Annotated in this window: 2 protein-coding genes; both read left to right on the top strand. The window is 76.0% G+C overall.

Annotated features, from left to right (window positions below):
- The first annotated feature begins 31 nt into the window (after positions 1-31).
- Positions 32-1,102, top strand: a complete 1,071-nt coding sequence (locus C1I95_RS33330) for a cobalamin biosynthesis protein (protein WP_111220036.1) — start codon at positions 32-34, stop codon at positions 1,100-1,102.
- On the top strand, positions 1,099-2,617 hold a 1,519-nt coding region (locus tag C1I95_RS33325), incomplete at its 3' end, for a cobyric acid synthase (protein WP_111220034.1). The genes C1I95_RS33330 and C1I95_RS33325, both read left to right, overlap by 4 nt.

The raw sequence follows: 2,617 nt of genomic DNA, 5'->3' as shown, positions 1-2,617 counted from the left end.
CGGCTAGGCTGGCCGGCCGGGGGTGGTGTGGGTGCGGCATTCGGGTGCGGTGGCGAACGCGGCGGGGCTCGTCGCGGGATATGCGCTGGACGCGCTGCTCGGCGACCCCCGTCGGGGACATCCCGTCGCCGGGTACGGCCGGGCCGCAGCCGCCCTGGAACGCCGCCTGTACCGGCCCGACCGACTGGCCGGTGGCGCCTTCACCGCGCTCGCCGTCGGTGCGCCGGTGCTGGTCGGGGCCGCTGCTGCCTATGGCACCCGGCACCGACCGGTGGCCCGTGCGGCGCTGGTCGCCGCCGGCACCTGGGCCGTGCTCGGCGGGCGCAGCCTGCGCCACGAGGCGGACACGATGGGGCGGGCTCTGCGCGCCGGTGACCTGCCCGCCGCCCGGCAGAGACTCGGGCACCTCTGCGGGCGGGACCCGTCGGCGCTCGACGAGCCCGAGTTGGCCCGGGCGACGGTCGAGTCGGTCGCGGAGAACACTTCCGACGCGGTGGTCGCCCCGCTGGTCTGGGGCGCGGTCGCCGGGCTGCCGGGCCTGCTCGGCTACCGGGCGGCGAACACCCTCGACGCGATGGTCGGCCACCGCAGTGCCCGGTACGCCCGGTTCGGCACACCGGCCGCCCGCCTGGACGACCTGCTCAATCTGGTGCCGGCGCGGCTGACCGGGCTGCTGACCGTCGCGGTGGCGCCCACCGGTCGCGGCGACCGGGAGCAGGCATGGCGGGTCTGGCGGCGGGATCGCGCCGACCACCCCAGCCCGAACGCCGGGCAGTGCGAAGCGGCGATGGCCGGCGCGTTGGGCGTACGGCTGGGCGGGCGCAACGTCTACCTCGGCCGTTCCGAGGTGCGTCCGTTCCTCGGCGACGGCCCCCGGCCCGAGGCGCGGCACCTGGCGCGGGCTGCCCGGATCTCCGGCGCGGTCGGCCTGGCGGCGCTCGGCCTGGCGGCGGTGTACCCGCTGACCGCCGGCCGCCTCGCCGGCGCCGTCGCCCGCCGGGCCGCCCGGTCTGCTGCCGTGACGCGGCTCGTCCGCCGGGCCGGCGGCGGACGCGGCCGTGCTGCCGCGTCGGCAGGTGCCGGGGTGGGCGGCCGGCGATGACGGGTGGGTTGCTGGTCGCGGGGACCACCTCCGACGCCGGCAAGAGCGTGCTCACCGCCGGCATCTGCCGTTGGCTGCACCGGCAGGGCGTGAAGGTGGCGCCGTTCAAGGCGCAGAACATGTCCAACAACTCCGCCGTCGTGGTTGGGCCCGACGGTCGGGGCGGCGAGATCGGCCGAGCGCAGGCGATGCAGGCGGCGGCCTGCGGGCTCGCCCCTGATCTGCGGTTCAACCCGGTGCTGCTGAAGCCGGGCAGCGACCTGGCCAGCCAGGTGGTGTTGCTCGGCGAGGCAGTCGACACCGTCACCGCCGGCACGTTCCGCGCGCTGCGGCCCCGGCTGGCCGAGACGGCCCACGCTGCGCTGGCGGAGCTGCGGGCGGCGTACGACGTGGTGATCTGTGAGGGGGCCGGTAGCCCCGCGGAGATCAACCTGCGCGACGGCGACTACGTGAACATGGGCCTGGCCCGGCACGCCCGGCTGCCCACCATCGTGGTCGGCGACATCGACCGGGGTGGCGTGTTCGCCGCCATGTTCGGCACCCTGGCCCTGCTCGACCCGGCCGACCAGGCGCTCGTCGCCGGCTTCGTGGTCAACAAATTCCGCGGCGACCTGGGCCTGCTCGCGCCGGGGCTGGACATGCTGCGCCGGCTCACCGGCCGCCCGACGTACGGGGTGCTGCCGTGGGCGCTGGACCTGTGGCTCGACGCGGAGGACTCGCTCGCCTACGGGCGGGTGCTCGGCCGCCCCGCCGCACCGCACGGCACCGAGTGGCTCGACGTGGCCGTGGTGCGGTTGCCGCGGATCAGCAACGCCACCGACGTCGAGGCGCTCGCCACCGAACCGGGGGTGCGGGTACGACTGACCGTCGAACCGGCCGAACTGGCCGCGGCCGACCTGGTGGTGCTACCCGGCTCCAAGTCGACGGTGGCCGACCTGGCCTGGCTGCGCGAGACCGGCCTGGCCGACGCGGTGACCGGGCACGTGGCAGCCGGCCGGCCGCTGCTCGGCATCTGTGGCGGCTTCCAGATGCTGGCCCGCGCCATCCACGACCCGGTGGAGAGTCGCCGGGGCACGGTCCCCGGCCTCGGCCTGCTCCCCATCGAGGTCACCTTCGACCCGCGCAAGACCGTGCGCCAGGCGGAGGGCACCGTTGACGGTGACCAGCCGGTCCGTGGCTACGAGATCCACCACGGGTACGTCTCGGCCGCCGACCCGGAGTTGCGCCCACTGCTGCATCACACCGACGGCACCGGCGAGGGCGCGGTCCACGGCGTGGTGCACGGCACCCACTGGCACGGCACCTTCGAGTCCGACGAGTTCCGCCGGTGGTTCCTCGCCCGGGTGGCCCGCCTCGCCGGGCGTACCGGGTTCCGGGTCGCGCCGGGCACCTCGTTCGCCGCCGCCCGTGAACGCAACCTGGACCTGCTCGGCGATCTGGTCGAGGAACACCTGGACACCGTCGCCCTGCGCCGGCTCATCGAATCCGGCCCGCCCGCCGACCTGCCGTTCGTCC

This window comes from Micromonospora craterilacus, assembly GCF_003236315.1.
GTDB classification, from domain to species: domain Bacteria; phylum Actinomycetota; class Actinomycetes; order Mycobacteriales; family Micromonosporaceae; genus Micromonospora; species Micromonospora craterilacus.
The sequence above is the reverse complement of the archived record's forward strand: the minus strand, read 5'-3'. Positions and strand labels throughout refer to the sequence as shown.